At 73.4% G+C, this 21,872-nt stretch carries 18 protein-coding genes; 10 read left to right on the forward strand and 8 right to left on the reverse strand.

The window, feature by feature from the left end; translation table 11 throughout:
- Nucleotides 1-61 precede the first annotated feature (61 nt).
- Both F8R89_RS32960 and F8R89_RS32965 read left to right on the forward strand, forming a co-directional pair.
- Nucleotides 62-862, forward strand: a complete 801-nt coding sequence (locus F8R89_RS32960) for a VOC family protein (RefSeq protein WP_151787421.1) — start codon at nt 62-64, stop codon at nt 860-862.
- A 66-nt stretch (nt 863-928) separates the two neighbouring features.
- Complete coding sequence (locus tag F8R89_RS32965) at nt 929-1,618, forward strand: ribonuclease H family protein (RefSeq protein WP_151787422.1); 690 nt, start codon at nt 929-931, stop codon at nt 1,616-1,618.
- A gap of 19 nt (nt 1,619-1,637) precedes the next feature.
- On the opposite strand, the gene melC2 is transcribed toward F8R89_RS32965, so the two are convergent.
- Both melC2 and melC1 read right to left on the reverse strand, forming a co-directional pair.
- The gene (gene melC2 / locus F8R89_RS32970; protein ID WP_151787423.1) at nt 1,638-2,462 is read right to left on the reverse strand and encodes a tyrosinase MelC2; all 825 of its coding nucleotides are present in this window, start codon (nt 2,460-2,462) and stop codon (nt 1,638-1,640) included.
- A gap of 34 nt (nt 2,463-2,496) precedes the next feature.
- Entirely contained in the window at nt 2,497-2,871 is a 375-nt protein-coding gene (gene melC1 / locus F8R89_RS32975) for an apotyrosinase chaperone MelC1 (protein WP_151787424.1), read from the reverse strand.
- A 358-nt stretch (nt 2,872-3,229) separates the two neighbouring features.
- Here melC1 and F8R89_RS32980 point away from each other — a divergent pair, with 358 nt between their 5' ends.
- From F8R89_RS32980 to F8R89_RS32990, 3 genes are all read left to right on the forward strand, one after another.
- Nucleotides 3,230-4,465, forward strand: a complete 1,236-nt coding sequence (locus F8R89_RS32980) for an FAD-dependent monooxygenase (RefSeq protein WP_192806296.1) — start codon at nt 3,230-3,232, stop codon at nt 4,463-4,465.
- A gap of 23 nt (nt 4,466-4,488) precedes the next feature.
- Nucleotides 4,489-5,472 (forward strand): aldo/keto reductase, encoded by a 984-nt coding sequence (locus F8R89_RS32985; protein WP_151787426.1) that lies wholly within the window; start codon nt 4,489-4,491, stop codon nt 5,470-5,472.
- Between the two features lie 104 nt (nt 5,473-5,576).
- Entirely contained in the window at nt 5,577-6,077 is a 501-nt protein-coding gene (locus tag F8R89_RS32990; protein ID WP_151787427.1) for a DUF6328 family protein, read from the forward strand.
- A 25-nt stretch (nt 6,078-6,102) separates the two neighbouring features.
- Here F8R89_RS32990 and F8R89_RS32995 read toward each other — a convergent pair whose 3' ends face one another.
- Nucleotides 6,103-7,074, reverse strand: a complete 972-nt coding sequence (locus F8R89_RS32995) for an LLM class F420-dependent oxidoreductase (protein ID WP_151787428.1) — start codon at nt 7,072-7,074, stop codon at nt 6,103-6,105.
- Nucleotides 7,075-7,186: 112 nt separating this feature from the next.
- Here F8R89_RS32995 and F8R89_RS33000 point away from each other — a divergent pair, with 112 nt between their 5' ends.
- The gene (locus tag F8R89_RS33000; RefSeq protein ID WP_151787429.1) at nt 7,187-8,614 is read left to right on the forward strand and encodes a serine hydrolase domain-containing protein; all 1,428 of its coding nucleotides are present in this window, start codon (nt 7,187-7,189) and stop codon (nt 8,612-8,614) included.
- Nucleotides 8,615-8,622: 8 nt separating this feature from the next.
- Here the strand turns inward: F8R89_RS33000 and F8R89_RS33005 are convergent, their stop codons facing one another.
- From F8R89_RS33005 to F8R89_RS33025, 5 genes are all read right to left on the reverse strand, one after another.
- Nucleotides 8,623-10,170: a serine/threonine protein kinase gene (locus F8R89_RS33005; RefSeq protein ID WP_192806297.1), complete on the reverse strand. Its 1,548-nt coding sequence runs from the start codon at nt 10,168-10,170 to the stop codon at nt 8,623-8,625.
- 163 nt (nt 10,171-10,333) lie between these two features.
- Entirely contained in the window at nt 10,334-11,293 is a 960-nt protein-coding gene (locus F8R89_RS33010) for a pyridoxal-phosphate dependent enzyme (RefSeq protein WP_151787431.1), read from the reverse strand.
- A 94-nt stretch (nt 11,294-11,387) separates the two neighbouring features.
- Complete coding sequence (locus F8R89_RS33015) at nt 11,388-12,431, reverse strand: polyprenyl synthetase family protein (protein WP_151787432.1); 1,044 nt, start codon at nt 12,429-12,431, stop codon at nt 11,388-11,390.
- Nucleotides 12,428-13,495, reverse strand: a complete 1,068-nt coding sequence (locus F8R89_RS33020; protein WP_151787433.1) for a tetratricopeptide repeat protein — start codon at nt 13,493-13,495, stop codon at nt 12,428-12,430. Before F8R89_RS33020 ends, F8R89_RS33015 begins: the two co-directional genes overlap by 4 nt.
- A 225-nt stretch (nt 13,496-13,720) precedes the next feature.
- Nucleotides 13,721-14,953 carry a serine hydrolase domain-containing protein gene (locus F8R89_RS33025; protein ID WP_151787434.1) on the reverse strand — a complete coding sequence of 411 codons (1,233 nt, stop codon included), beginning with the start codon at nt 14,951-14,953 and terminating at the stop codon, nt 13,721-13,723.
- Nucleotides 14,954-15,202: 249 nt separating this feature from the next.
- Here F8R89_RS33025 and F8R89_RS33030 point away from each other — a divergent pair, with 249 nt between their 5' ends.
- The 4 genes from F8R89_RS33030 to F8R89_RS33045 are packed head-to-tail and all read left to right on the forward strand — an operon-like array spanning nt 15,203 to nt 21,866.
- Nucleotides 15,203-16,390, forward strand: coding sequence for an ROK family transcriptional regulator (locus F8R89_RS33030; RefSeq protein WP_151787435.1), 1,188 nt, complete (start codon nt 15,203-15,205; stop codon nt 16,388-16,390).
- Between the two features lie 24 nt (nt 16,391-16,414).
- Nucleotides 16,415-18,238: an alpha-galactosidase D gene (locus F8R89_RS33035; RefSeq protein ID WP_151787436.1), complete on the forward strand. Its 1,824-nt coding sequence runs from the start codon at nt 16,415-16,417 to the stop codon at nt 18,236-18,238.
- Between the two features lie 59 nt (nt 18,239-18,297).
- On the forward strand, nt 18,298-20,676 hold the full coding sequence (locus F8R89_RS33040) for a glycosyl hydrolase family 95 catalytic domain-containing protein (RefSeq protein ID WP_151787437.1): 2,379 nt from the start codon (nt 18,298-18,300) through the stop codon (nt 20,674-20,676).
- The gene (locus tag F8R89_RS33045) at nt 20,673-21,866 is read left to right on the forward strand and encodes an SGNH/GDSL hydrolase family protein (RefSeq protein ID WP_151787438.1); all 1,194 of its coding nucleotides are present in this window, start codon (nt 20,673-20,675) and stop codon (nt 21,864-21,866) included. The genes F8R89_RS33040 and F8R89_RS33045 overlap by 4 nt, the downstream gene beginning before the upstream one ends.
- Nucleotides 21,867-21,872 lie beyond the last annotated feature (6 nt).

A 21,872-nucleotide genomic window follows, 5' to 3' on the forward strand; every position in this document is an offset into this window, starting at 1 on the left:
GCCCGACGGCAGCCTGGCTAGCGTGGAAAACCCGGACCACCCACCCAGCGGGAGCGCAGTCATGGCCGTGAAACCTGAGGGAACCCCCATCTGGGCCGACGCGATGTTCACCGACCTCGAAGGGGCCAAGACCTTCTACGGCGACGTCCTCGGCTGGACGTTCGGCGAGTCGACGTCGGAGTACGGGAACTACACCCAGGCCTACGCCCAGGGCAAGGCCGCCGCCGCGGTGGTGCCGCCGATGCCCGGCCAGGAGGGGCAGTCGCAGTGGTGCCTGTACTTCGCCACCGCGGACGCCGCCGCGACCGCGGGGCGGATCCGGGAGAACGGCGGGGAGATCCTGATGGAGCCGATGGCGGTCGGCGACTTCGGCACCATGTGCCTGGCCCGCGAGCCCGGCGGGGCCGTCTTCGGCCTGTGGCAGCCCGGCACCCACAAGGGCTTCGAGGCGTCGGCGGAGGAGCCGGGCGCGTACTGCTGGGCCGAGGTCTTCACCCGCGAACCGGAGAGGACCGACGCCTTCTTCCCGGCCGTGTTCGGCTACGGCGCCCGGCAGATGGAGGACGACGCGATGGACTTCCGCGTCTTCTCGACCGGTGACGCCCCGGTGCTCGGCCGGATGCGGATGACGGAGGAGTTCCCGCCGGAGATCCCCTCCTACATCAACGTCTACTTCACGGTCGACGACTGCGACGACGCGGTCGCCCGCGCCACCAAGCAGGGTGCCGTGCTGCGGTTCGGCCCGATGACGTCGCCGTTCGGCCGGCTCGCGGCGCTGACCGACCCGCAGGGCGCCAACTTCACGGTGATGGACGTCACCACCACCGAGGGGGAGATGCCGGAGACGACCGAGGTGTCCTGAACACCTCGTGCGCGCGGCCGGCGGCCCGTACCGGCACCCGGCCCGGACGGGCCGCCGGCCCATGGCATGATCGGACGCATGCGTGAACGTGTGGTGGCCGCGTGCGACGGGGCTTCGAAGGGCAACCCCGGGCCGGCGGCCTGGGCGTGGGTCGTCGCCGGCCCCGCGCAGGCACCGGAGCGCTGGGAGGCGGGCCCGCTGGGCCGCGCCACCAACAACGTCGCGGAACTCACCGCCCTGGAGCGGCTGCTCGGCGCGACCGACCCGGACGTGCCGCTGGAGATCCGCATGGACTCGCAGTACGCCATGAAGGCCGTCACCACCTGGCTGCCCGGCTGGAAGCGCAACGGCTGGAAGACGTCCGCGGGCAAGCCGGTCGCCAACCAGGACCTCGTGGTCCGCATCGACGACCTGCTCACCGGCCGGGACGTGGAGTTCCGTCACGTCCCCGCCCACCAGGTCGACGGCGACCCGCTCAACGACTTCGCCGACCGGGCCGCCAGCCAGGCCGCCACCGTGCAGGAGCCCGCGGGCAGCGCGCTCGGCTCACCCGAGCCGCCGCCCTCCCCGGACGTTCCGCAGAAGGCGCCGCGCCGCAAGGCCGCGCCCGCCCGGAAGAACGGCTCGGCCGCGCGCACCATCAAGGCCAAGTTCCCCGGCCGCTGCGTCTGCGGGCGCGGTTACGCGGCGGGGGAGCAGATCGCCAAGAACGCGCAGGGCTGGGGCCACCCGGAGTGCCGTACCGCCGACGCCTGACCGGGCGGGCCCGGGCCGCTCAGTCCGTGTCGAAGGTGTAGTGCGGGGTGTGGTCGAGCAGATCGGCCGGGCGCGTGTCGTTCCACGGCTTCATCGTCTCGTGCAGATCGACCACGTCCGGGGTGCCCGCCACCGGGAGGTAGCCGGAGCCGGGGTGCCGCCGCTGCCACTGCGCCCACAGCTTGTCGACGTAGGCGTGGTGCAGCCAGAACACCGGGTCGTTGGGGGACGCCCCGGTCGCCATGTGCCCGCCGACCCAGACGTGGACCCGGTTGTGCAGATTCGGGCCGCGCCAGCCCTCCAGGTGGTTGCGGAACCCGTCGGACGCGCTGTTCCACGGCGCCATGTCGTACGTCGGCATGGCCAGCACCGACTCGACCTCGGCCCGTGTGGGCAGCTCCCGTACGGCGGTCCCCAGCGAACGGCGCAGGAACGTACGGCCGTCCACGCGGACGGTGATCTGCCACTTGCCCGTGCCGGTGGCGAACGGCCCGTCCATGACCCGGCCGTCGAGGGCGCGCCCGGTGCCGCCGAGGAAGTCGGGCGCCCACAGCGAGGAACGCGGGGAGCGGTCGGCGGTCCAGTCCCAGTACGGCAGCGCGACCGAGGGGTCCACCTCCTGCAGCGCGCGTTCGAACGCGAGCAGGAATCTGCGGTGCCAGGGCAGGAACGACGGTGAGCGGTGCCCGGTGCGCTCGCCGTGGTCGGTGTCGCCGAGGATGAAGGCGTTGTGGGTGGTGACGAACGCGTCGTAGCGTCCGGTGCGCTTCAGCTCCAGGAGGGCGTCGGTGAAACGGCGCTTCTCGTCGGAGGTCAGGGCGGCCTGGTTCTTGCGGACGGTCATGTCGGCTGGTGCTCCACGGTGCGGGTCCGGCTGGTCAGTTGGCGGGGAAGGGCAGCAGGGCAGCGCCCTGGAGCTCGTCCACGGCCGCGCGGGCGGCGGCGCGCGGGGTGGGCACCGGGTCGTAGTGGCTGACGACGCTGATCCAGGTGCCGTCGGCGTTGCGCATCAGGTGCAGCTCCACGCCGTCGATGAGCACGGTGTAGCCGGTGCCGTGGTGCGCGTGGGCGCCCGTCGCCGGGCGGCCCTGTATCCGGCGGCCCCGGTAGACCTCGTCGAAGGAGGCGGGGGAGTGCGGGTCGTGGTGTGCGCGCGCCGGCGTGGCGGTGGCGGGGGCGGCGGCGACACCGGCCGCCGCGGTGGCGAGGGCGGCGGCGGTGGTGAGCGCCTGCCGTCTGCTGAGTGCGGGCATACGGATCTCCCGGGTGCGTTCGATGGTGCGTTCGGGTGGTGACTCCGTATGCCTATCGGGCCGGACGCGACCGGGAGAAACCGCGCGAAGGCGGTTGGGTCCGATCCGGACAAGTGCGCACATGTCATGCAGAGTTGAACCAAGATGATCTTGCTCGCGGCGAAGCTCCCGGCGGGCGGAACGGGCAATTCCTTCTCCGTCGGCGCCCTTTGGCGGTGATCTCTCGCGCGGGGTGCCGGTGGTGGTGGGCTGCCTCACGCCGGGAAGCTGGCGCGATCCGCGGGCAGCGCGGAATCGGGCGCGCCGCCTGCTACTCTGCGGTCCGAAATGACCGATTAGTTGATTTTTAGGGGTGCGTGTGAAGGTCGCGTGCGTCGGCGGCGGACCCGCCGGGCTGTACCTGTCGATCCTGCTCAAGCTGCGGGACCCGTCCCACGACGTCACCGTCCACGAACGCAACCCGTTGGGCACCACCTACGGCTGGGGCGTCACCTACTGGCGCGCCCTGCTCGACCGGCTCCACGCGCACGACCCCGTGACCGCCCGCGCCGTCGAGGCGAGCTCCGTCCGCTGGAACCAGGGCGTCGCCCACGTACGCGACCTGACGGCCCGCCAGCCCGGCGACGAGGGCCACGGCATCGGCCGCCACCGCCTCCTCGAGATCCTCGCCGACCGGGCCCGTTCGCTCGGCGTCCACCTGGACTTCGAGCACGAGATCACCCCGGACGCCCTGCCCGCCGCCGACCTGGTCGTGGCGGGCGACGGTGTCCGCAGCACGCTGCGCGCCCACCACGCCGGCCACTTCGGCACCCGGATCACCATGGGCCGCAACCGTTACATCTGGCTCGGCACCAGCAAGGTCTTCGACGCCTTCACCTTCGCCTTCGTGGAGACGGACCACGGCTGGATCTGGTGCTACGGCTACGGCTTCGGGCCCGAGGCGAGCACCTGCGTCGTCGAGTGCTCCCCCGAGACCTTCACCGGCCTCGGCCTGCACCGCGCGAACGAGGCCGACGGACTCGCTCTGCTGGAGAAGCTCTTCGCCGACGTCCTCGACGGGCACCCCCTGTACGGCCGCCCGTCCGGCGCCGTCGGCGGCGCCCAGTGGCTGCACTTCCGCACCCTCACCAACCGCACCTGGCACCGCGGCAACCTCGTCCTGATCGGCGACGCCGCCCACACCACCCACTACTCCATCGGCGCCGGCACCACCCTCGCCCTGGAGGACGCCATGGCCCTGGCCGCCGCCCTGCACGAGGAGCCCTCGCTCCCGCGCGCCCTCACCCGCTACGAGGACGAGCGCCGGCGGGCCCTGCTGTCCGTGCAGAGCGCCGCCCGCTACAGCGCCCTGTGGTACGAGAACCTGCCCCGGTACATGCAGCTGCCCCCGCAGCAGATGTTCGCCCTGCTCGGCCAGCGCCACTCACCCCTGCTGCCGCACGTCCCGCCGCAGCTGTACTACCGGATCGACCGGGCCGCCGGGCAGGTCGAGACCCTGCGGCGGCTCAAGCGCTGGCTCGGCCCGAGGGTCGCGCGCACCGTCCAGGCCAGGGCCGTCCGGCCGTACTCGGAGGGGTCCGTTCCGCGTACTTGAATCCTGAATGACACACTGGCGCCATGGAACAGCGTGCATTCGACAGGGCGGGCCTGCGGGCGTCCGTCATCGGCCTCGGGACCTGGCAGCTCGGCGCGGACTGGGGAGACGTCGACGACCGGCAGGCCGAGGGTGTCCTGGAGGCGGCGGCCGAGTCCGGCGTGACCTTCTTCGACACGGCCGACGTGTACGGCGACGGACGCAGCGAACAGACCATCGCCCGGTTCCTGCGCGACCGGCCCGGCCTGGACATCCTCGTCGCGACCAAGATGGGCCGCCGCGTCGACCAGATCCCCGGGAACTACGTCCTCGACAACTTCCGCGCCTGGAACGACCGGTCGCGGCGCAACCTCGGCACGGACCGCATCGACCTGGTCCAGCTGCACTGCCCGCCGACCCCCGTCTACTCCACCGACGAGGTGTTCGACGCCCTCGACACCCTGGTGGCCGAGGAGCGCATCGCCCACTACGGCGTCAGCGTCGAGACCTGCGCCGAGGCCCTCACCGCGATCGCCCGCCCGAACGTGGCCAGCGTCCAGATCATCCTCAACGCCTTCCGGATGAAGCCCCTCCTGGAGGTCCTGCCGGCGGCCCGCGAGGCCGGCGTCGGCATCATCGTCCGCGTGCCTCTGGCTTCCGGCCTGCTGTCCGGCCGGTACACCAAGGACACCGTCTTCCCCGAGAACGACCACCGCACCTACAACCGGCACGGCGAGGCCTTCGACCAGGGCGAGACCTTCTCCGGCGTCGACTACGCCACCGGGGTGGAGGCCGCGGCCGAGTTCTCCGCGCTCGCCCCGGAGGGCTGGACCCCGGCCCAGCTGGCACTGCGCTGGATCGTCCAGCAGCCCGGCGTGACCACCGTCATCCCGGGCGCCCGCTCGCCCGAGCAGGCCCGCGCCAACGCGGCCGCCGCCGCGCTCCCGGACCTCTCCGAGGACACCCTCGCCGCGATCCGGGACCTCTACGACCGCCGGATCAAGGACCAGGTCGAGAGCCGCTGGTGAACCGCCGGGCGGGGTGACGGGGACAGGACCCCGCCCAGCGGGTACCCGCACTGCTGAGGGCGCGTCTCTCCAGGACGCGTCCCCGCGGCAGGCGGGAGGACACGGTGACGGACGACGAGGACCGCACGAAGCGGCGCCGAGGACGCAACGAGACCGAGGACGAGCGGGCCGACCGCATGTGGGTCGAACTCCTCCAAGAGGTACGCGTGGCCCAGATGGGCGTGCAGATCCTCTTCGGTTTCCTGCTGACCGTCGTGTTCACGTCGAAATACGACGACCTGCGCTCCACCGACCAGTCGATCTACATCTTCACGGTGGTCGTGGGCGCGGCCGCCACCGGCGCCCTGATCGGCCCGGTGTCGCTGCACCGGCTGGTCTCCGGCCGCCGGATCAAACCCCAGGCGGTCGCGTGGGCCTCCCGGCTCACCCTGGTCGGCCTGGTGCTGCTCCTCGTCACCATGGCGTCCTCGCTGCTGCTGATCCTGCGGGTCGCCACGCATGACGACTACGTCCCCTGGCTGGTGACCGGCATCGTCGTCTGGTACGTCGTGTGCTGGTTCGTGCTGCCGCTGTGGACCCGCCGCCGCTACACCGACTCCGAGTGAGCGGCGGCGGACGGGGGGCGGCCGGTCAGCCGAAGGCGTTCCGCAGCGCCGGCAGCAGAGTGTCGCGCGCCCAGTCGAGATAGGGCAGCTGCGCGTCGCCGCCGATCTGGATCAGCGCGATCTCGGTGAACCCGGCCTCGGCGTACGGGCGGACCGCCTCGACGAAGGCGTCCGGGTCGTCGCCGCACGGGATCGACGCGGCCACGTCCTCCGGGGTGACGAACTGGGTGGCCCCCTCGAAGGAGTCCGGGTGCGGCAGCTCGGAGTTGACCTTCCAGCCGCTGCCGAACCAGCGGAACTGGTCGTGGGCGCGCTTGACCGCGGCGTCCCGGTCACGGTCGTAGCAGACCGGCAGCTGGCCCACCCGCGGCTTTCCGGAGCCGCCGTGCCGGTCGAAGGAGGCCAGCAGGTCCGGCTTGGGCTCGGTGGCGATCACCAGGTCGGCGAGCCGGCCCGCGAGCCGGCAGGACCGCTCACCCGAGACCGCGAGGCCGATGGGCACGGGCTGGTCGGGCAGGTCCCACAGCTTGGCCGACTCCACGTCGAAGTGCGTGCCCCGGTGGTTGACGTGTCCGCCCTCGAAGAGCGCGCGGATGATCTCCACGGCCTCCTCGAGCATCTCGTGCCGCACGTCCACCGACGGCCAGCCGCCGCCCACGACATGCTCGTTGAGGTTCTCGCCCGAGCCGAGCCCCAGCCGGAACCGGCCCTCCGACAGCAACCCGAGGGTCGCGGCCTTCTGCGCCACGACGGCCGGGTGGTAGCGGGTCGTCGGGCACGTCACGAACGTCATCAGCGGGATCCGGGACGTGGCCTGCGCGGCGGCACCCAGCACGCTCCACGCGTACGGCGAGTGCCCCTGCGAGCGCAGCCAGGGGAAGTAGTGGTCCGAGGTGACGGAGAAGTCGAAGCCCGCCTCCTCGGCGCGGACCACGTGGTCGACCAGCTCACGGGGGCCGGCCTGCTCGGTCATCATCGTGTATCCGATCTGCACCATGGGCCCCGAGTCCCCGGACACCGCGCACGAAAACGGACAACGGGCCACGGAGACCACGGAAGACAGGCGCGAACCCCTCGCTCCCGCCGGGGTGCCGGTGCAGGATGCACGTATGTCTGTTCGCCCGCTGCCCTCGAGCCCGCCCTCCGCCCAGGGCGTCGACGCCTCCGGTGTCCTCGCCTTCCTCGACGCCGTCGACGCCGCCCCCGGCATCGAACCGCACAGCCTCATGATCCTGCGGCACGACCATGTCGTGGCCGCCGGATGGTGGGCGCCGTACACCGCCGAGCGCCGGCACCTGCTCTACTCGATCAGCAAGAGCTTCACCGCCACGGCGGCCGCGATCGCCGCCCGCGAGGGGCTGCTCCGGCTCGACGACCCGGTGATCTCGTACTTCCCCGAGCTCGACGCGCAGATCACCGACCCGCGCAGCCGGGCCGTCCTGGTGCGGCACGTGGCGTCCATGGCCACCGGGCACGACACCGACATGATCTTCGCCGCGCGGGAACGCGACCGCGACGACCTGGTCCGAGGGTTCCTGCTCGAACCCCCGCCGCACGAACCCGGCACCGTGTTCGCGTACAACCAGCCCGCCACCTTCACGCTGGCCGCCGTCGTCCAGCGGGTGAGCGGACAGTCGCTGACCGAGTACCTCCGGCCGCGGCTGCTGGACCCGCTCGGCATCGGCGACGTGGCCTGGCTGCGCCACCGCGACGGCCGTGAGCTCGGCTTCAGCGGACTGCACGCCACCACGGACGCCATGGCCCGGCTCGGCCTGCTGTATCTGCGCGGCGGCGTCTGGGAGGGCGAGCGGCTGCTGCCCGAGGAGTGGGTCGCCGAGGCCACGCGCGCCCAGATCCCGTCGTCCGGCGGGATGCCGGGCGACGACTGGCAGCGGGGCTACGGCTTCTCGTTCTGGATGTCCCGGCACGGCTACCGCGGCGACGGGGCCCTCGGCCAGTTCTGCGTGGTGCTGCCCGAGCACGACGCGGTGGTGGTGACCACCGCCGACACCTGGGACATGCCGGGCCTGCTGAACCTCGTCTGGGAGCACCTGCTGCCCGCGTTCAGTGGCGCCCCGGGGACGGGCGCGGAGGAGGCCGACGCGGCCCTGGCCCGCCGCCTGGCCGGCCTCGCCCTGCCGCCCGCCCCCGGGGAACCGGTACCCGCCGGGGAGGCCGAGTCCTGGCACGGCGCCTTCACCCCCGACGACGAGGTCCACGCCGCCCTGCCCAAGGTGAGCGCCGTCGACCTCGCCGAGCGGGACGGCGGCTGGGACCTGACGTTCACCGAGGACGGCGAACCGCTGCGCGTGCGGCTCGGCGGCCCCGGCTGGACCGTCACCGAGGGCCCGGTGCCCACCGCGGTGAGCGGCGGCTGGACCGACGCCGGCACCCTGGCCCTGGACGTCGCGTTCCTGGAGACCCCGCACCATCTGGAGCTGACGTGCTCCCTGAAGGAGCGCACCTTCGCCGCGCGCTGGCGCACCGAGCCGCTGCACGGCATGCGCCTGCGCAGGATGGCCGCCCCGGCCTCCTGACCCGGCCGTCAGTCCCCGGGCACCCGGAAGGTCCGCAGGAACACGTCCAGGGCCTCCCGGTTGCCCGGGGCCTCCCAGTCCGCGGCCGGGGTCGACCAGCGCAGCGAGAAGCCGCGATGGTCGTCCAGCAGGAAGCCCCGGCCGAAGGTGTGCACCTGGGTGCCGCCGCTGCGCGACAGCCACTCCATGTCGGCGGCCTCGTACCCCTGATAGGTGGTGGCCTCGATCTCGCCGATCCGCTGGAAGCCGCCCGACCGGGCCAGTTCGGGCTGCACGTCGTCGCGCCAGACGGCCACCGGGTCGGGGTCGAGCCGCTCGCTGTAGGTGATGGCCAGCCGGCGCGGATCGCCCTCGGTGCCCAGGAACACCCGGTACGCGAGATCCGCGGCCCGGGTCGTGGACACCGGCTTCCAGCCGCGGGGCAGGGCGACGGAGAAGCCGTCCGGCGAGGTGTACGTCCGGTAGCCGTCGGGGAGACCCGTGCCCGGCGTCCCCGCGTCCGACGCCGGGGCGCTGGGCGCGATGGAGGAGGCGCCGCCGCCCGTCCCGGCGGGCGGGGTCAGGCGGCCCGTGGCCTCCGGGGGGCCGGCGTCCCGGCCGCCCGTCGCGACGAGGACGGCGGCGGTGACGGTGACCACGGCGAGGGCCGTGCCGAACAGCAGGGCCCGTCTGCCCCGGACGGGACCGGCACCGAACCGGTCGAGCAGCCCGGGGTGCGGCGCCTCCTCGCCGGCCGTGCCGTGATCGTCGCGCAGGACGCGGACGAGGGCGTCACGGACCGCGGACCTGCCCAGCCGTTCCCGGGACTCCTTGCGCAGCAGCCCCTGCACCACCTGGGTGAGCGGTCCCGAGCGGACGGGCGCGCGCAGCGGCAGCCGGTCCACGCCCTTCAGGGTGGCCTCGGGCCGGTCCCGTTCCCGGTACGGCGGGCGGCCCTCGGACATCGAGTAGAGGATCGCGCCGAGCGCCCACAGGTCGGACGCCGGCCCGACGCGCTCGTCGCGGGCCTGCTCGGGCGAGGCGTACGAGGGTGCCGCGAGGCGGGGCGAGAGGGTGGCGCCGGCCAGGCCGAAGCCGGTGACCACCACGGCGTCCTCCTCGCCCACGAACACCTGACCAGGGCTCAGCTCGCCGTGGGTGATGCCCGCGACATGCGCGGCCTCCAGCACGTCCAGCAGCTCCAGGCCGATCCGCGCGGTGCGGGTGTAGTCGAACGTGCCCTGCCGGGTGAGGAGTTCACCCAGGGGCGCCCCGTCGATCCACTCGGTCACGATCCACAGGCTCCCGGCCTCCTCGACGGCGTTCAGGACGGTGGCCACCCGGCCGGGCCGCAGCAGCGCCATGCGTTCCGACGTCCGTCGAATACGGGAGGTGGCCCGCCGCGCGGTGTCCGGGTCCTGGCCGAGAGGCAGACCGATCTGGGTCAGAAGGCACGGGTGTTCGGTTTCCAGATCCTCGCCGGAATAGCTCACCCGGTTCGTCTCGCGATGCACGACATCGACGAGGCGGTACCGCCCGGCGACCACCTCGGAAGTGGAGACGTGTGCCTTGACCATGGCCATCCCTCGCTGAACACCTGACTCCCATATCTCACAGGAAGTACGGGAGCCGTCACCCGGTCCGTTCAACGAAAGCCGCCAAGAAAGGGCGTTCTTCCTCCTTTCTTCCTGACGCTGGAGTAAGCAACCGAAAAGGGCGGGGGAATTCCGCCGGGAATGCTCAGTGAAGGCCGAAATCCGCCGCCCAGCGCCCGACATCCGCGGTCGTCGCGTTGCCCCCGCACACCACCAGACCGAGCCGGGCGCCGTCCCCGACCCGCTCCAGCACGCGCCGCGCGGCCGGCAGCAGGGCACCGGCCGCCGGCTCGGTCCACACCTTGGCGTGCTCGGCGAGATCGAGCACCCCGCGCACCGCCTCCCGGTCCGGCACCACCAGCACGTCGTCCACGAGCGCCGACACATGGTCGTACGTCAGCTGCGAGACGCTCGGCGCGCTCAGCGTGGACACGATCGACGACAGCGGCACCGGCACCGGCCCGCCCGCCGCCAGCGCCGCCGACATCGCCTCGGCGCCCTCCGTCTCCACGCCCCAGATCCGTACGTCCGGGCGCCGGGCCCGCAATGCCACCGCGACCCCGGCGATCAGGCCGCCGCCTCCGACGCTCACCACCACGTCCGTCAAGGCGTCGGCGTCCTCGGCGAGTTCGAGTCCGACCGTGCCCTGGCCGGCGACGACCAAGGGATCGTCGAAGGGGTGCACCAGGGTCAGGCCCTCGTCCCGCAGCCGGGTGACGAGCGCGAAGGCCCCGGCCATGTCGTCCGTCTGCCGCACCGACGCCCCGGCGTCCCGGGCGATGTCGACGGCACGCGCCGGCGCCGTCCGCGGCATGACCACGGTCGCCTTCACATCGAGGACGGCCGCCGTCATCGCGAGGGCGATCCCGTGGTTGCCGCCGCTGACGGCCACCACCCCGGCCGCGCGCTGCGCCTCGTCGAGCGAGAGCAGTTTCGCCGTGGCGCCGCGCGCCTTGAACGAGCCGGTGCGCTGCAGGAGTTCGAGCTTCGCCGTCACCGGCACGCCGAGCAGGGCCGAGAGCCCGGGACTGGACACGGTCGGCGTACGGACGACATGCCCGGCGACGAGTCCGGCCGCGGCTTCGACCTCGGAGATCCCGATCAAGACACTCACCTTTCCGGCGCGGGGCGTCTCCCACGCCGTCTGCACCCTCGCTCGCGGAACGCCGCCGGTCAAGCCGGGACCGACGGCACCGCGCTCACACCTCCCGCCGCACCACGAAGTCCAGCAGCGACCGCAGTTCGGCGGCGGGTCCGGCGGCCAGGGGCACGCTCTCCAGGGTGGCGCGGGCGGCCGTCACGTGCTGCCGGGCCTCCGCGAGCGCGGCCGTCCGCCCGCCGGCCCGGTCGATCAGGTCCGCGAGCGTCGCCGGGGCGGCGGCAGACTCCAGCAGCGCGGACAGCTCCCCGGCGGCGGGGGAGTCCAGGGCCGCCAGCACCGGGAAGGTCTTCTTGCGCTCGCGCAGATCGCCGTGCACGGGCTTGCCGGTGACGGCCGGGTCGCCCCAGATCCCGAGCACGTCGTCCACGGCCTGGAACGCGACGCCCAGATGCCGTCCGGCCCGGTCGAGGGCGGCCACGGCCGCGGGCGGCGCCCCGCCGAGGACGGCGCCCAGCGCGACCGCACAGCCCAGCAGCGCCCCCGTCTTGTGCTCGGCCATCGCCCGGTACTCGCGCGGGCGCACCCGGTCCGGGCCGGTCCAGGGGCGCGACGCGAACAGCAGGTCGTCCGCCTGGCCGCGCACCAGGTCCCCGAGCGCCCGGGACAGCAGCCGCACGGCCGGTGCCCCGGCGTCGGCGAGCGCCTCGACGGCCAGCCCGAACAGCGCGTCCCCGGCGAGCACGGCGGGCCCGGTGCCGTACGCCTTCCACACGGTGGGCCGGCGGCGGCGTGCCTCGTCGCCGTCCATGATGTCGTCGTGCAGGAGCGAGAAGGCGTGCACCAGTTCCACCGCGACGGCGCCCGGGACCGCGGCCCGTCCGGGCGCCCCGGCCGCCTCCGCGCCGAGCACGGCCAGGGCCTGCCGTACGCCCTTCCCGCCGGAGGAGCCGGACGGCGCCCCGCCCACCTCGCACCAGCCGAAGGAGTAGGCGGCCATCTCGCCGATCCACGGGTGCGCGCCCGCCACGGTCTCCCGCAGCGCGGGCGTCACCAGGGCCCGGCACCGGGCGAGGGTCTGCTGGACGCCGGCGGCCGGCCGGGTGTCCTCGGGCGCCCGGACGGGCGTGGGGAGGGCGCTCACAGGACGGCACCCGCCGTCTCCGCGCTCGCCATGGCGGCCTCGCCCGAGCAGAACTCCCGCTGCGCCTCGGCGACCATCGCGCGGGCGTGCCGCAGCCCTATCCGGTCCATCACGTCGGCCAGTTCGGCGAGTTCGGCCGCCGTCTCGGCACGGTCGCGTCCCAGCCGGGCCAGCGCCTTGGCGCGGCCCAGCCGTGACAGGGCCTCGCCCCGCGGCTCGGCCATCGCGCGGAACTCAGCGAGCGCCTCCTCGTACCGGTCCCGGGCCTCCGCGTACCGGCCCGCGCGGTACAGGACGTTCCCGCGCATCTTGTGGTTGTAGGCGAGCGCGCTGGTCAGCCGCATCTCCCGGCAGGTCGCCTCGGCCTCGGACAGCAGCGCGAGGGCCCGCTCGGTGTCGCCGTCGCGCACGGACACGACGTCGGCGAGGCCGCGCAGCGCCCAGGCGTGCCCACGGCGGTCCTCGGCCCGCGCGGCGATCCCGGCGGCCTCCTCGAACAGGGCGTACGCCGTGTCGTACGACCCGGTGTTGCGGTGGATCTGCGCGATGCCCTCCAGCGCCCACACCGTGTGCCGGGCCTCCCCGCGCCGCCGCGCCTCGGCCAGCAGCTGCTCGTGCAGCCGGTGGACGGCGTCGTAGTCGCCCTGGATGCGCCCGGTCTCGGCGAGCCCGGCCAGCGAGTAGCCGCGCACGACGACGTCACCGGAGCGTTCGCCGAGGTCCGCCGCGAGCTGGAGCAGCCGGAACGCGAGCCGGAACGCGCCGCGCTGGCGGGCCAGGGTGCCGCCGCTCCACAGCGCCCAGGCCATCGCCGCCCCGTCACCGGCCGCGCGGGCGGAGCGGTAACTGGCCTTCCAGGCCCGCTCGGCCTCCGCGACCTGCCCGAGCCTGCGGTGCGCCTCGGCGACCGCGAGGCCCGAGCGGGCCGCCTCGCCGTGCTCGCCGGCCCGCTCGGCGGCTCTCAACTGCTCGGTGCCGGCGGCCAGGACGTCCGTGAGGGACGCGTTCACGGACAGGGTGGTCAGAGCGCCCTGGTATTCCGGGGCGAAAGCCTTGCCGTACATCGATGCCTTTCGATCGGCATACGCACCCTGTATACGCTCCGTGTATACGCAGAGCGTATACACGGAGCGTATACAGGGCGTGTATAGAGCGTGAGGAACCAGCCCTGGCCGGAAGGGGTGGCCAGGGCTTCACTTGTCGTCGATCAAGACGTCGATGGGTCGGGCGGGGTTGCTCGTGAGGCGCAAGTCACCTGGGCGCGTGGTCAGTTCAGCGGCGGTGTCACCTCACCGGGCCCGCCCCGCCGGGCGGTTCACGGGTACCGAGGGCGCCACGTCCTCGTAGCGCTCCACGGGGAGGGCGCGCTGCCGCGCCTTGGTCCTCTTGCCGCAGAACGCCGACTCCAGCGCGCCCAGCATGGTGGTGAGGACCGTGCCGTTGTTGGAGGTGTTGGCGAGCGCGGTGAGGCTGCGCCTGCCGTCCTTCGACGCGAACGCGACCGTGTAGTAGCCCTGGACGGCGCCCGTGTGCCCGTACACCGACACCCCGCACGACAGATCGCGGCGCCGCAGCCCCAGCCCGTACGCCTGGCCGGTGCCCGCCGGCACCCAGCGCCGCATCTCGGCCAGCCCGGCCCCGGACATCAGCCGGCCGCCCAGCAGGGCCGACAGGAAGACGTGCAGGTCCTTGGTGGTGGAGATGACCGCGCCCGCGCTCTGCGCCCAGGACACCGTCTGCTCGGTGGCGTCCACGAGCGGCGCCCCCGCCGTGTCCGGCGTGAGGTAGCCACGGGTGTGCCGGCCGGGGATCTTCGTGCCCGGATGCACGTAGAGGGTGTCCTTCAGCCCCAGCGGCCCGATGATCCGGTCCTGGTACGCGGTCCGCACGGAGTGCCCCGTCAGCTTCTCGATGAGCAGTCCCGCGACCACGAAGTTGGTGTTCGAGTAGGAGTACGCGCCGCCCGGCGCGGTCGTGCGCGGCTTGTCGAGCGAGCGCTTCACCAACTGGCGGTAGGTGAAGACCTTGGTGCGGACCGCCTCGAAGCCGGGCACCGTCTTCGCGAACATGTCGTTCGTGTAGTCGTACAGGCCGCTGCGGTGGCCGAGCACATGCCGCACCGTGATGCGGTCGTCGGGCAGCAGCCCCGGCAGATAGCGGGTGACCGGCGCGTCGAGCGACAGCTTCCCCTCGTCGGCCAGCTGGAGCAGGACGACCGCCGAGAAGGTCTTGGTGACACTGCCGATGCGGAACCGGTCGGCGTTGCCGATCGCCCGCCCGGTGCCCCGGTCGGCCACCCCGACCGCCGCCCAGCGGGCCGTGCTCCCGTCGTCGAGCCGGGCGATCGCGCCGGGCGCCCCCTGCCGCTGCGCCGCGCGCAGCGCGTTCCACACGCCCTCGTTGTCCGGCGCGGGCAGGGTGTCCGCCCGTGCGCCGGGCACCGCCGCGTGGGCGGGTACGGCCATGAGCGTCGCCAGGGCCGCCGCTGCCGCCGTCGCCCTCGCCGCCATCGCTGAGACCATCCGTGCTCCTCCCGTCGCCGCGCCGGGGCGGCGGACGTCGATCATCCCGTGTGTGCGGCACAACTTTCCCGTATGCCGTCAGATCGCCGCGCACGACGCACAGTTGGACAGATGTTCCGTCACCGGGAGGGAGTCCCGCGCGGAGTCCCCGGCCGGGTCCCCGGCAGGGTCCCCGCCCGCGGCCGGCCGCCGCGGACGAATCCTGTGACATTTATTGACGGCGGAAAATAAGGGCTCTAGGTTCCCCGCATGTCCTCGAACCGCGGCGCCGAGACGTTCCCGGCGCACACGCCGGCCGCCTCGCAGATCTTCACCACGGTCCTCTGCCACGGCCCGGTCACCCGTCTGGAGGTGGCCCGCCGGGCCGGGCTGTCCCCGGCCGCCGTCACCAAGGCGGTCCGGCCGCTCATCGAGGCCGGCTACCTCGTCGAGGACACCGAGGAGGCCGCCCGCCCCGCCCTCGGCCGGCCCGCCAACCCCGTGCGGGTGGACGGCAACCGGGCCCTGTTCATCGGGGTCAAGGTGACCGGCGACGAGATCATCGCCGTCCTCACCGACCTGTGCTGCCGTATCCGGGCCGCCCGGCACGCCCCGCTGCCCGGACGGGAACCCGGGGACGTCCTGGCCCGCATCGCCGACCTGGTGGCCGGACTGCGCACGGAGGCCGAGGCGTCGGGCACCCCCGTCCTCGGCCTCGGTGTCGCTGTCTCCGGTGACGTGGACCGCGCCGCGGGCGTCGTCCGCTACTCGCCGTTCCTGGAGTGGCGGGACGTGCCCCTCGCCGGCCTCGTCACCACCGGCACCGGGCTGCCCGTCACCGTGGACAACGATGTCCGGGCGCTCACCGTCGCCGAGCAGTGGTTCGGCGCCGGCGTCGGGCTGTCCGACTTCGCCGTGGTCACGGTCGGCGCCGGCATCGGCTGCGGCCTCGTCGTGCACGGCCGGGTCGTCGCCGGGGCCCACGGGGTCGCCGGAGAGATCGGCCATGTGACCGTCGACCCGGCCGGCCCGCCATGCCACTGCGGCAACCGCGGCTGCGTGGAGGCCATCGCGGGCGACGCGGCGATCCTGCGCCGTATCCGCGAGACCGCCGGCACCGACGTCGCCGACATCGCCGGGGCCGTCGCCCTGGCCCACGCCGGGGACCCCGCGGCACGCGACGCCTACGCCCGGGCCGGCGAGGCCATCGGCCGCGGCATCGCCACCGTCGCCAACCTCCTCGGCCCCGAACGCGTGATCATCTCCGGCGAGGGCCTCGCCGCCTACGACCTGTTCGCCGAGCAGATCCGCGACGCCTTCGCCGCGGCCGCGTTCGGCTCCGCCGCCCGGTGCGACGTCAAAACCCGCCCGCTGCCCTTCGAGGAATGGGCACGCGGGGCCGCCGCCACCGCCATCCAGTCCTTCATCCGAGCCGACGACAAGCCCCCGAGCCGCTGAACCGACCCCCTGGAGGTACGACCCATGCGGTCATCCTCGTACTCCGCCCTGCCCGCACGCGCCCTGAGAGCCCTGGTGGTGCTCGCGCTCACCGCCGGTGTCACCGCCGCCGTCCCCGCCGCCCGCGCCGAGAACGCCGCCACGCCCCCGGCGGCCCCCGCCGCCCCGGCCGCACCCCCCGTCGCCGCCAAGCCCTATATGGGCTGGACGAGTTGGACCATGCAGTCGTCGAAGTACCCGGGTCTCAACCCCAAGGGCGACTACAGCTACCTCTCCGAGGCGAACGTCCTCAAACAGACCGACGCGATGGCCGCGAAGCTGAAGAAGTACGGCTACGAGTACGTCAACATCGACGCCGGCTGGTGGATGGACTGGTCCTGGACGTCGCACTTCGACCGGTACGGCCGGCAGCAGGCCGACCCGGTGCGCTTCCCCAGCGGCATGAAGGCCGTCGCCGACCACATCCACGCCAAGGGCCTCAAGGCCGGCATCTATCTCCCCGTCGGCCTGGAGAAGGGCGCCTACGGCGACGGGAAGAACCCGGTCTGGAACGCCGAGGGCTGCACCACCGGCGACATCGTGTACGACGACCTGCGCACCACCAACGGCTGGGACAGCGCCTACAAGATCGACTTCTCGGACCCCTGCGCGCAGAAGTACATCGACTCGCAGGCACGGATGTTCGCCGACTGGGGCTACGACTTCCTCAAGCTCGACGGCGTCGGCCCCGGCTCCTTCAAGAGCGGCGACAACTACGACAACGTCCCCGACGTCGCCGCCTGGCACAAGGCCATCGAGGCCACCGGCCGCCCCATCCACCTGGAACTGTCCTGGTCCCTGGACCACGGGCACATAGCCGACTGGAAGAAGTACTCCAACGGCTGGCGCATCGACACCGACGTCGAGTGCTACTGCAACACCCTGGTCTCGTGGGAGAACTCGGTCGACGACCGCTGGGACGACGCCCCCGCCTGGACCGCGCACGCCGGACCCGGCGGCTGGAACGACCTCGACTCCCTCAACGTCGGCAACGGCGAGATGGACGGCCTCACCAAGGCCGAACGCCAGAGCTACGCCACCCTGTGGGCCATCGCCAAGTCCCCCCTGTTCACCGGAGACGACCTCACCCGGCTCGACTCCTACGGGCTGAAGCTGCTCACCGACCGCGAGGTCATCGCGATCAACCAGAGCGACGCCCCGCCCGCCGAGCCCGTCACCGCCTCCGACGCCCAGCAGGTGTGGGCGGCGAAGAACCCCGACGGCACCTACACCGTCGCCCTGTTCAACCTCGCCGACGCGCCCGCCGCCGTCACCGCCGACTGGGCCACCCTCGGCTTCAAGGGCCGCGCCTCGGTGCGTGACGTGTGGAACAAGGAGAACCTCGGCAACCGAACCGGCGGGATCACCGAGGCCCTGCCGGCGCACGGCTCCCGCCTGTTCACCGTCACCCCGCACGGCACCCGGCTCGCCTGGACCGCCCATGAGGCCGAGGCGGGCACCCTCGCCGGGAACGCCGTGGTGGCCGGCTGCTCGGCCTGCTCCGACGGCCACAAGGTCGGCAACCTCTACACCGGAGGCAAGGTCACCGTCGAGGACGTGGTCGTCCCGAAGAGCGGCACCTACCAGGTCAGGGTCGCGTACGTCAGCGGCGACCCGAGGTCCGTCCTCGTCTCCGCGAACGGGGGCGGCGGCACCTCCCACCGGTTCGCCTCCACCGGCGACTGGGGGACCGTCGACAGCGTGTACGTGCCGGTGAGGCTGAAGGCCGGCACCAACACGATCACGTTCGACAGCGGGACCGGCTACGCGCCGGACATCGACCGGATCGACGTACCGACCTCCCTCTGACCCCCCGCCGGGGCCCGGCCGTGCGCCGGGCCCCGGCCCGGACGTACCCCGGAGCCCCCATGAACCCCAGCCCGCACGACCCGAGCAGACGCGGCGTCCTCTCCCTGGCCACCACCGCGGGCCTCACCGCCGCCCTCGGCGCCCTCCCGGCCTTCACCGCCTCCGCCGCCCCCGCGGACCGGCCCGCCGACACACCCCTCCCCGCCGACGCGGCCCGCGACCGACTGTGGTGGCGGGCTCCCGGCGACGAGGGCTCCCTGATCGAACAGGGACTGCCCGTCGGGAACGGCCGGATCGGCGCCCTCGCGAGCAACGACCCCGGCCGCGAACTGCTGCTCGTCACCGACGCCACCATGTGGACCGGCGGCCTCAACGACACCCTCGACCAGGACGGCCAGTTCCCCTACGGGCGCGCCGACTTTGGCTCCTTCACCCTGCTCGCCCGGCTCACCGTCGACATCCCCGACCACGACCTCGGCTCCGTCCACGACTACCGCCGCACCCTCGACCTCGCGCAGGGCGTGGCCGGCTGCTCCTACGTCCGCTCCGGCGTCACCTACCGGCGAGAGCTGTACGCCAGCCACCCCGACGACGTGATCGTCCTGCGCTTCACGCAGTCCGGCGGCGGCCGTTACACCGGCAGCATCACCCTCACCGGCACCCACGGCGAGAAACCGGACACCGCCGAGTCGTTCGGGGCGGCCCTGCCCAACGGGCTGCGCTACGGCGCCGCCGTCCAGGCCCGCGGCACCGGCGGCAAGGTCACCGTCCACGGCACCCGGATCGACTTCACCGGCTGCACGGACCTGACCGTCGTCGTCTGCGCCGGGACCGACTACGCCCCCGACGCCTCCACCGGCTTCCGCGACACCTCCCTGGACCCCGAGCGCCTCGCCCGCGCCAAGGCCCGCGCCGCCGCGGCCGTACCGGCCGACGCCCTGCGGCGCACCCATGTCGCCGACCACCGCGCCCTGTACGGCCGGCTGGGACTCTCCCTCGGCACCTCCACGGCGGAACAGCGCGCCCTCGACACCTGGGAGCGGCTGCACGCCCGCGCCCGCGACGGGGAACCCGACCCCGAACTGGAGGCCGCCTACCTCCAGTTCGGCCGCTACCTGATGATCAGCGGCTCGCGCGACAGCCTGCCCCTCGGCCTGCAAGGGCTGTGGCTGGACGGCAACGACCCGGACTGGATGGGCGACTACCACACCGACATCAACATCCAGATGACCTACTGGATGGCCGACCGCACAGGCCTGTCCGCCTGCTTCGACGCCCTCGCCGACTACTGCCTCGCCCAACTGCCCGCCTGGACCGACGTCACCCGGCGCCGGTTCGACGACCCGCGCAACCGCTTCCGCAACACCAGCGGGAGGACCGCCGGCTGGGCCGTCGCCTTCTCCACCAACCCCTACGGCGGCAGCGGCTGGTGGTGGCACCCGGCCGGCAACGCCTGGCTGTGCGCCACCCTCTGGGAGCACTACGAGTACACCGGCTCCCGGGAGTACCTGGAAAAGATCTACCCGCTGCTCAAGGGGGCCTGCGAGTTCTGGGAGGCCCGGCTGCTCCCCGTGACCCTCCCCGGCACCTCGAAGGAGGTGCTGGTCGACGACCACGACTGGTCCCCTGAGCACGGCCCGCAGGACGCCCGCGGCATCACCTACGCCCAGGAGGTCGTGTGGACGCTGTTCGGCGCCTACTGCACGGCCGCCGCCGCACTCGGCCGCGACACCCGCTACGCGGACACCGTCGCCGCCCTGCGCCGCAAGCTGTATCTGCCCGAGGTCAGCCCCACCACCGGCTGGCTCCAGGAGTGGATGTCCCCCGACAACCTCGGCGAGACCGAGCACCGCCATCTCTCCCCGCTGATCAACCTGTTCCCCGGCGACCGCATCCGCCCCGACGGCTCCACCCCGAAGGACGTGGTCGCCGGCGCCACCGCCCTGCTCACCGCGCGCGGCACGGAGAACTTCGGCTGGGCCAACGCCTGGCGCGCCGCGTGCTGGGCGCGTTTGAAGAACGCCGAGAACGCCTACCGGTCGATCGTGAACAACCTGCGTCCCTCGACCGACGGCCGCAACGGCACGGCGTCCAACCTCTTCGACATCTACGAGGCCGAACGCGGCCGGGGCATCTTCCAGATCGACGCCAACTTCGGCACCCCCGCCGCCATGGTCGAGATGCTGCTGTACTCCCGGCCCGGGCACATCGAACTGCTGCCCGCGCTCCCGGACGCCTGGGCGGCCTCCGGCCACCTCGAGGGCGTCCCCGCACGCGGCGGCTTCGAGGTGGACCTGCGCTGGCGGGACGGGGAACCGACCCATGTCACCGTCCGCAGCGTCGGCGGACGCACCACCACGGTCGCCCACGGCCCCACGACCCGCCAGATCACCCTGCGGCCCGGCGCCTCCGTCACGCTGAAGGGGTTCGGCCGATGAGGGCCGCGGTCCCGGCGGCGGCCGCCGCGCTGCTGACCGTGCTCGTCTGCGCGGCCCCGCCCGCCGGGGCGAGCAGCGCCCCGCACGACGTCGTCACCTGGGCGGCGAGCGCCGACGCCCTCGGCACCGGGGTGGCGGGCCGCAGCCACCGGCTCGTCGTGCGCACCAGCGCCGGCGGCACCGGTGTCCGCGTCCGCCTGTCCAACGCCTTCGGGGACCGGCCGATCACCTTCGACAGCGTCTGGGCGGGCGTCCGCGCGCAGGGCGCCGAACTGCGCCGGGGCAGCAACCGGCGGCTCACCTTCGGCGGCGCGCGCACCGTCGCCGTACCGGCGGGCGCCACCGTGTGGAGCGACCCGCTGCCCGGCTCGCTGCCCGCCGCCACCGACCTGGTCGTCAGCCTGCACAGCCCGGACGCCGCCGGACCCGCCACCGGCCACGGCATGGCGATGCAGACCTCGTACGCCGCCGACGGCGACCACACCGCCGAGGAGAGCGGCGCCGCCTGGACGACGCCCACCGGCTCCTGGCTCTACCTCGACGCCGTCTCCGTGCGCCCCCGGTCCGGCACCGGCGCGGTCGCGGCGCTCGGCGACTCCATCACCGACGGCTGGCAGTCCAGCTCCGACCTGAACCGCCGCTGGCCCGACTACCTCGCCCGCCGCCTGCACCGCACGGACACGCCCGTCCAGGGCGTCGCCAACGAGGGGATCTCCGGCAACAAGGTCCTCGCCGACGGCGCCGGGCAGAGCGCGCTGAACCGGCTGGACCGGGACGTCCTGTCCCTGCCCGGGGTGCGGACCGTGTTCCTCTTCGAGGGCGTCAACGACATCAAGGCCCACACCGGCGTCACCGCCGCCGACATGATCGACGGCTATCGCACGATCGTCGCGCGGGCGCACGCCGCCGGGAAGTGCGTCGTCGGCGCGACCGTCGGCCCCTTCAAGGGCTGGGGCGAATGGGACCCGGCCGCCGAGGCCGTCCGCCAGGAGGTCAACGCGTTCGTGCGCGACGGCGGGCTGTTCGACGCCGTCACCGACTTCGACCGCGTCCTGCGCAGCCCCTACGACCCCGAGCGGATGCTGCCCGCCCTCGACGGCGGCGACCACCTCCACCCCAACGACAAGGGCATGCAGGCCATGGCCGACGCCGTCGACCCGACGGCGCTCGACTGCGACCGCACACCCTGACCGGGA

The sequence above is a fragment of the Streptomyces sp. SS1-1 genome (assembly GCF_008973465.1).
Lineage (GTDB): Bacteria > Actinomycetota > Actinomycetes > Streptomycetales > Streptomycetaceae > Streptomyces.

Bases quoted from the DNA above. Each gene is read 5' to 3' on its own strand.
- F8R89_RS32960 (WP_151787421.1), top strand. From the start codon at position 62: ATGGCCGTGAAACCTGAGGGAACCCCCATCTGGGCCGACGCGATGTTC.
- F8R89_RS32965 (WP_151787422.1), top strand. From the start codon at position 929: ATGATCGGACGCATGCGTGAACGTGTGGTGGCCGCGTGCGACGGGGCT.
- melC2 (WP_151787423.1), bottom strand. From the start codon at position 2,462: ATGACCGTCCGCAAGAACCAGGCCGCCCTGACCTCCGACGAGAAGCGC.
- melC1 (WP_151787424.1), bottom strand. From the start codon at position 2,871: ATGCCCGCACTCAGCAGACGGCAGGCGCTCACCACCGCCGCCGCCCTC.
- F8R89_RS32985 (WP_151787426.1), top strand. From the start codon at position 4,489: ATGGAACAGCGTGCATTCGACAGGGCGGGCCTGCGGGCGTCCGTCATC.
- F8R89_RS32995 (WP_151787428.1), bottom strand. From the start codon at position 7,074: ATGGTGCAGATCGGATACACGATGATGACCGAGCAGGCCGGCCCCCGT.
- F8R89_RS33000 (WP_151787429.1), top strand. From the start codon at position 7,187: ATGTCTGTTCGCCCGCTGCCCTCGAGCCCGCCCTCCGCCCAGGGCGTC.
- F8R89_RS33005 (WP_192806297.1), bottom strand. From the start codon at position 10,170: ATGGTCAAGGCACACGTCTCCACTTCCGAGGTGGTCGCCGGGCGGTAC.
- F8R89_RS33020 (WP_151787433.1), bottom strand. From the start codon at position 13,495: ATGTACGGCAAGGCTTTCGCCCCGGAATACCAGGGCGCTCTGACCACC.
- F8R89_RS33025 (WP_151787434.1), bottom strand. From the start codon at position 14,953: ATGGTCTCAGCGATGGCGGCGAGGGCGACGGCGGCAGCGGCGGCCCTG.
- F8R89_RS33030 (WP_151787435.1), top strand. From the start codon at position 15,203: ATGTCCTCGAACCGCGGCGCCGAGACGTTCCCGGCGCACACGCCGGCC.
- F8R89_RS33035 (WP_151787436.1), top strand. From the start codon at position 16,415: ATGCGGTCATCCTCGTACTCCGCCCTGCCCGCACGCGCCCTGAGAGCC.
- F8R89_RS33040 (WP_151787437.1), top strand. From the start codon at position 18,298: ATGAACCCCAGCCCGCACGACCCGAGCAGACGCGGCGTCCTCTCCCTG.
- F8R89_RS33045 (WP_151787438.1), top strand. From the start codon at position 20,673: ATGAGGGCCGCGGTCCCGGCGGCGGCCGCCGCGCTGCTGACCGTGCTC.